This is a genomic window from Ruegeria sp. AK4 (assembly GCF_056541025.1).
On sequence record NZ_JBQFXS010000048.1, the window covers coordinates 1 to 6,875 of the forward strand.

Below are 6,875 nucleotides of genomic sequence, written 5' to 3' on the forward strand. Positions count from 1 at the left end.
CCTATATCCAGCACAACAGCAACATTGCTGACGGCCTGGACGGTTTGGGTGCGGCACTCGCTGGCATGGCCGAGCAAGGCATCCAGATGATCTACACGGACGTCCACATTGTTGTGGCCGAGGGCAACTTTGTCTTCACCGCCTCCGAGGGCACGTTTGCCGACAAGCCGACTGCCTTCTATGACCTGTTCCGCGTCGAAGACGGCAAGATCGTTGAGCATTGGGACGTAATCGCGGACATCCCGTCCGAGATGGCCCACGACAATGGAAAGTTTTGATCGGGTGCCATCATGAAAGCGTTCTTGATCACCCTGATAATGCTCGTAGGAGGTAACGCAATGGCACAAGACGTCGGCGTCATTGAAATTGTGACGATGGACCTTGCTGAAGGCGTTACACCGCAAGAGTTCGAACCTGTTGATAAAGTCATCGAAGATGAGCATGTCAGCAAACAACCAGGCTTTGTCTCGCGCCAAGCTGCATTCACAGATGGCAAATGGGCAGTGGTAGTTAACTGGGAAAGTGCCGAAGACGCCCAAGCGTCCATGGATAGCTTTGCATCAGCACCCGCTGCTGAACGATTCATGAGCATGATCGATGCAACCACAATGTCGATGACACGCTACAATTTAGCGCGATAGCAGACAAACAGAAGGGCGGCACTACGAGGTAGTTGCCGCCCTCCCCTGGTTGTTGTCGCGTTGTTCGGGATGCGCACTCACATGGCACGACATCTCGTTCTCGATAGCGAACTGTTAGGGCGCTAAATTGACAGTCTATCACTCCATAAGTTCGATCTCGCCCGGGCGCCACGATCCGTCGAACCAAGGCTCGAGAGGGCCATACAATCGCAGTACGGTCGACCAAGATTTGCCCGGCATCGTCTGTATCCAGTTGCCCTCTTTGCCTTCAGGCGCTTCAGGCGCGAACCAGACAGTGTAACTTCCGTCTTCATTCGCTTCCAATGTAGCTTGGTTGCTGTCGACCCCTGCGAGTTTCTGATCAGTTTCGAGCAGTGAACGGGTTTGGGTGTCGTAAACGACGAAAGACCAGTAATCCTGCGCGGGCGGATTTGGCGGGATGGTGACGGAATAGGTGTTGCTCCCATCGAAGTAGTTCCCGTCACTGTCCCGGTTTGCCAGCGCATATTGCGACCCGACACCAACCTTTTGTGCAACCATGGCAGGCGTAATGCCAGTCGCGTAGTAGTGGAACAGGGTCCGCGCATCGAGGATTTTCACGTCCCCCGCCTGGAACTCATGATTGCCACCGACGAACGCCGTCTTCCAATACCCTTCGTCATAGTAGAATGGCGCACGCGAGCGAGGAGCAAAATTCAACGACTTAGCCGCCGCCGTGCCCAATGCGACTGCCTCTGTGAGCAGCAGCCTCAGTTCGTCATCGGGTTCAAATGGTTCACCTTTTCGGATACCCAGCGAGAACATTGCTCCCATCAATTCATCGGGAAGTGCTCCTTCCGCTTCGTTGTCTACAACGGCCTTCATCTCTTCAAAGAAGGAAAAGTCATTGGCGTGTATCGTGTTGAACTGAAGATCAGTCAGGTTCACAAATTCCTGATCGGGCGGCGCGTCGCGGTCTTCCCACCGGTAAACACGAAGAGTTTCCTTCACACGATCCACTGCGGCTCCAACGCCGTCTTCCCCATAAAACGCACGCAACAGAAACCAGTTCCGATAGCTTGGCGGCTTCACAATATAGTAACCGTCGTCCGGCAACTCACCTTCATAGTCGGGCGGAACGATCAAGAACTTCCCACCCTCGCCAGCGTCAGGCCCAGCGTTCCCGATGTCAGTGACATAACGCATATAGGCATCGTTCACGAACCCCAGCATGCCCGGCGGCACGTCGTAAACCACTGGCCCTTCGGACAGGTCCGTACAGTTAAGAATGTAGATTGTCGTGGTGTTCGGCGTGAGAAGAAGCGAACGGGCGTTATACAGGTCTTCAAAGATCCCGATCTTCATCGGATCAACGCCAGCGCCCTCTTCGAGCCCGTGACACATTGCATATGTTGAGGCTGCAGGCATTCCATCCATGAATACCTGCATGCCACGCATGAAATTTAATGCGTTATACGACAGCTTAGCTGTATCCGGCGTCGGCAAGCCGTCAAAATATTCCAACGTTCCAAATCGTGTCTCCACCTGATCCGGTACGATTATGCTATCCGGAACTTCAGCCTTGTACTCTTGGGCTGGAGATTGCGATGCGAGTACCAGGGCGGTCAGCACGGCTAACGACTTTGTTTTCATTGTTCACTCCATTGGGAATTTTTGTTTGTTTTGATCAGTTTACTTTTTCTAGATCGCCCAGCATCCAGCCACTTTCCAACCATCCGTCTTGCGGCCCATATAGACGGAACAAAAGGAAGTACGGCTCTGTGGTTGGTATCCAGTTGCTTTCCTTGCCTTCCGGTGCCTCCGGTCCAAAAAAGATGTCGTAAGAACCGTCTTCATCGGCTTGCATAGAGTCTGTGTCGCGCTCGGACAGACCCACTGGATCAACGTTCCGGATGAAGCTCTTGGTCTCCATCGAATAAACAATCACGGACCAGAAATCGTCGGCAGGTGTGTCTGCTGGCACGTTAAGTCTGTAAGTCTGATTGTGGTCGTACATGTCGCCGTCGCTGTCGCGAAGGCCCGTCAGATAAAAGGTACCGCCACCGAGTTGTTTCGGCAGGTACGTGATCCAGAAGTAGCTGCCGCCCGCACGCGCATCCACAAGTACCTCTGTCTCAGTCTCATACGGGAAGCCTGCCTCGGGTTGACCTTCGGCAAAGTCCCATATCAGCCACTGGCTTTTCATCTCGCCGCTATCGTCGACCCAGAGCGGTATCATGGCTTTGCCGGGCGTAACAAAGTAGTTCTGCATAGAGGCATACGCCAACAACAAACCCTCATTCATTGCTTTCAACTGAATTTCCGATGGTTCGAAAGGTTTTCCCTTTTCGATCCCGAGATCCTTCAGGAAATTTACCATGACCTTGTCTTGTTGTCTGACGGGGTTGTTTTGAACGTAATCATTCAAGTCCTGAAAGAAGGTCTCGTTGTAGTATGGAAGCGAGTCGTACGGCACTTCTGACGCTTCGAGATAGTTGTTGGGTGGTGGATTGTCAGCCTCAGACAGGTAGTACACTTTGATCGTCTGAGCGTACTCGGCCGCATCGGTGTCCGTTCCGCCATTCGTCAGTTTTGGCCGGAACGAAAAACCATATTCGTAGGTATCTGTTTCAAAGGGAAGGTATCCCGCTTCAGTTAATTCCTCCAGCGACATTTCCCCTTCGTAGCCTGGGGGTAGCATGAGGTACTTGCCGCCGGCACCTTCATCGAAACCATCGGGACCTACGTCCACAATAGGAACATCCCAAGCATTCACGATTGTACCGAAGTAGTTCACCTTGTCGGTGGCAGCGGGCACTTCAATGACAAGGGGACCGGGTTCGGAGGTCATTGAAGCCCAAGCATAGGCCGTAACATCGTTGGCCGTAAGAAACCCATGTTTGGAGTCGAACGGCTTGTTGAGATAAATGATGTCATTGTAGTCGCCACCGAGGTCGCGGCGAATGCCCTTGAGGAAATCGATCATACCGGCGGCAGGCATTCCCCAGATGGCCGTCTGGGTGGCACGCTGCACCATAATCTTGTACTCGATGTCCTCGACCTCGGCTGATCGTGCAAGGATGTCGCCCGTGTCGTTGAAGGACTGGGAGAAAACTGGTGAAGCAGAAATACCTGCGCCGAGCACCATTCCCAAAAAATGCATCGAAAAACCGCCGTGTAATGGCCGAAGTATTTTCATATTGCAATGCTCCCTGCTGTTTAGGGAAAGCTTGCACATCCGTTCAGCCGATGCGTATCATTTCACGACACGCGGGCGAACAAGCGGGTTGACGGATTGAACCTACCACCGATGATTTCGGCTAAGGCCTTGGGCGCGATGCCCCAGTTTGTGCTTGAGGCCGCTGGGGAAAGACGCTTGTTGCGTGCTTTTGACTCTGCCGATCTTCCTGTTCACTTCATTGAGGAAAGAGGCGGTTACATCTCGGAGCATGCCTTGGCGACCTTTGTGCACGAAGCCGCACGATCCACGGGACAACAAAACATCGGATTGTTGTGGTCACCGTATCTCACTGTCGCTGACTACGGCGCCTGGGGGAGTTACGTTCTTTCTGCTCCAACGCTGGGGGCAGCGCTAATACGAGCTTCTGCCGTCATGCCATTTCATTCGTCTACGGATCGCGCGTGGCTTGAAACTTCGGGCACAAGCGCGCGCTACTGTTATCGTTTTGGACTTCGCTCGCATTTCGCGTATCCGGACATCGGCTTCTCGGCCGTTGGGGTTTTTTTGAGCATATTCCGCGCGTATTTAGGAAGCGACTGGAAGCCATCTGCCGTGCTCTTGGACTTCCCGAAGGTTCCTGGATTTGTCGAGGCAGAAGACACCTACGCTTGTCCTGTAATCTGGAACGCCTCCCGGCTTGGGGTTGATTTTGATGCATCGGCTTTGCGAGCCGAAACCACGCCCAAAAAACTTACCGGCGGCTCGACAACCGTCGGAGATATTTCTCGCGAACGATTGGGCGGCCCACCTCAAACACTTAGAGGACAAGTCGAGGAAGTGGTTTGGCAACAACTTCATCGGGAGGAAATGTCGATTGATGCCACCGCGCGTTCGCTCGATCTTGGCGTTCGCACACTACAACGGAAGTTAGCAACCGAAGGGGTTCGTTTTCGCGAAATCGTCAACGATGTCAGGGTAGCAAGGGCCGAGGAACTCCTCACAGATACGCGCGAGACAGTCTCCAGTATCTCCTCCATGCTAGGATATGAAACCGCAAATAATTTCAGCCGCGCATTTAGGAAGGTGACGGGACTGACGCCCTCTGACTATCGCAAGATGAACTCCGACAATAGTTGACTTGTGGGTCGCGAGAGCAATCTTCCAATGTCTGCTTTGTCCGCATAGCCGACTTTGATCCAATGGCAATAAAGTCCCGCTTCTCGGGATTTGCAAAGTCTAGTTTTGTATGTCTGGTTCGGGCTGACTGCGGTCCTTTGAATTAAGAATGCGGATGGCTGCAAAGTCCCGCGTTGCGGAAGTTTAGGTGCGAGTTGCGTATGTCGGATTCGCACCTAAACCTGACATTTCAATTGCGTTCGGCAACGGTGGTTGCGCCCTCCCGCAACCAAAAATCACAGCCAGATATCAAATACTTAGCGCCCCAACGGGCGCTCCCTGCGTTCTGGCCTGCCACACCCGGTGCTACAACAGTGCTACGCCAAACAGCAAACTGCAGCTATTCTAGTGCACCCATTCTGATGCTTCGTGAAGCCGAATCTCTCCACCAAAAAACGTGACATCACCGCCTGCACTGTCAGCACCGTCAGCCATAAACGTGAACGCCGGTTTAGGGCTAAAAACCTGATATCACGATATTAGCGAAGGGCGACCTTCGAGAAATAGTGCGTAAGTTTTTGAACTGTCGAGGATTAACCTAACGCATCATGGGGAAAGTGAGATTGGGCGGTGCGGCCAGCGCATCAGCGAACGAAAAACCCTTATGTTGACGACATCAGCCAGCCCAATTCTTAGATAACTATGTTTGCTCTGGAAAAATGGCATCAAAGAAGCGAAGCTAAACCAAGTTGTTATCCAGTTTGTTACTGAAAGATGAAGATTTCGAGAACAGAGTTACCCATCGAAACCGAACTTCGGTTGAAGCGGCATTTCTCGCGTTTGGCTCTAATTAACGAATTTTGGGCTTGCTTTGTTTCGCCCAAGAGACGTCAAAAAGTCCAACGAGACAAAGTGATCGCCATCACCTTACTTGTATCTTTACCCATGGCTCACGCCTTCTGGCTGATAAATTTGGTGGTATACGGCGGTTGGCCGTCTGCCCTAAGTTCGATAGCTTACAGGCCCGATATTCTATCACTTTTCGCTTCAGACCTATTCTTGGTACTTTTTTCCTATCTTCTATGGATGAGGATGACTTCGTTTGAAAGTCAGGTTCGCACAAAGGTCGTCGAAAGTCTTACAGCGAAAGCAATCGCAGAAAGTAAAAGTCGGTACTGGGATGATTTTGTGCTGTACCTTCGTCCTTTCAGTTTTGATCGATCTTTGGAACTTAAAAACGCCAAAGATATCACAGCGATTGAAAAAGACATACAATTTGAGATCGTCATAAGAGATGGCGTCGAAATGCATGGCGCAACCCTAGTTGCTCTGTCACGAGACCATAGGTGGTTTGGCGGTGTGCCACTGAAACGTGAATGGCAGGACCTAGTGGAAAAACTAGTGGGTCGCGCAAAATATTGCATCGTTATCCCGTCTATGAACAAAGGCACTTTTTGGGAAATTGAAAAAATCGGGGATATGAAGCTGTTTTCTAAGGTGCTGTGGTTGTGTCCACCGGGGGATTGGGAAGTTACAGGCAAATCAGAGTACTCTGAAGCCGATTGGCGACCTATCGCCAACACACTTCGCCACCGGTTCCATCTTGTGTTGCCGAAGTACTCAGTTGGGGGGCATTTGAGCAACACCATCCCCGGCAACAAGTCTGCTTAATTGGCACCCTTGAATGGTGGAACCGACGCGAAAACGTTTCTCAAAGCGATTCAAATGATAGCGAACCACTGATTTTAGATCGATGGGTTTAGCTGTAGCTTCCAGACAACGGAAAAGTTACATGGATGAACCAATGTGCAATCTGTTCCGAGCATTTCAGCCAATTGGTAACAGGTACATAGAATGCTCACGGGCACCTAGGCTCAGGACTCATAACCAATAGATGACAGTTGCGGCGAGGGCGATTGCTGAGAGGAAGACTTTGGGGGAGCGGTCATATCGGGTTG

At 51.7% G+C, this 6,875-nt stretch carries 6 protein-coding genes; 4 read left to right on the forward strand and 2 right to left on the reverse strand.

Annotated features, from left to right (window positions below; translation table 11 throughout):
- Positions 1–278: nuclear transport factor 2 family protein (locus ACR0EZ_RS25545; RefSeq protein ID WP_480617634.1), on the forward strand; the 278-nt coding region annotated here is incomplete at its 5' end.
- A gap of 60 nt (positions 279–338) precedes the next feature.
- The gene (locus ACR0EZ_RS25550) at positions 339–641 is read left to right on the forward strand and encodes a hypothetical protein (RefSeq protein ID WP_214648679.1); all 303 of its coding nucleotides are present in this window, start codon (positions 339–341) and stop codon (positions 639–641) included.
- 138 nt (positions 642–779) lie between these two features.
- On the opposite strand, the gene ACR0EZ_RS25555 is transcribed toward ACR0EZ_RS25550, so the two are convergent.
- Both ACR0EZ_RS25555 and ACR0EZ_RS25560 read right to left on the reverse strand, forming a co-directional pair.
- Complete coding sequence (locus tag ACR0EZ_RS25555; RefSeq protein ID WP_170380003.1) at positions 780–2,273, reverse strand: DUF1254 domain-containing protein; 1,494 nt, start codon at positions 2,271–2,273, stop codon at positions 780–782.
- Between the two features lie 34 nt (positions 2,274–2,307).
- Positions 2,308–3,819 (reverse strand): DUF1214 domain-containing protein, encoded by a 1,512-nt coding sequence (locus tag ACR0EZ_RS25560; RefSeq protein ID WP_214648678.1) that lies wholly within the window; start codon positions 3,817–3,819, stop codon positions 2,308–2,310.
- Positions 3,820–3,957: 138 nt separating this feature from the next.
- Between ACR0EZ_RS25560 and ACR0EZ_RS25565 the strand changes: the two genes are divergently transcribed.
- Both ACR0EZ_RS25565 and ACR0EZ_RS25570 read left to right on the forward strand, forming a co-directional pair.
- The gene (locus ACR0EZ_RS25565) at positions 3,958–4,938 is read left to right on the forward strand and encodes a helix-turn-helix domain-containing protein (RefSeq protein WP_480617635.1); all 981 of its coding nucleotides are present in this window, start codon (positions 3,958–3,960) and stop codon (positions 4,936–4,938) included.
- Between the two features lie 891 nt (positions 4,939–5,829).
- Positions 5,830–6,588 (forward strand): hypothetical protein, encoded by a 759-nt coding sequence (locus ACR0EZ_RS25570; RefSeq protein WP_480617637.1) that lies wholly within the window; start codon positions 5,830–5,832, stop codon positions 6,586–6,588.
- Positions 6,589–6,875: the final 287 nt, after the last annotated feature.

Bases quoted from the DNA above. Each gene is read 5' to 3' on its own strand.
- ACR0EZ_RS25550 (WP_214648679.1), top strand. From the start codon at position 339: ATGGCACAAGACGTCGGCGTCATTGAAATTGTGACGATGGACCTTGCT.
- ACR0EZ_RS25555 (WP_170380003.1), bottom strand. From the start codon at position 2,273: ATGAAAACAAAGTCGTTAGCCGTGCTGACCGCCCTGGTACTCGCATCG.
- ACR0EZ_RS25560 (WP_214648678.1), bottom strand. From the start codon at position 3,819: ATGAAAATACTTCGGCCATTACACGGCGGTTTTTCGATGCATTTTTTG.
- ACR0EZ_RS25565 (WP_480617635.1), top strand. From the start codon at position 3,958: ATGCCCCAGTTTGTGCTTGAGGCCGCTGGGGAAAGACGCTTGTTGCGT.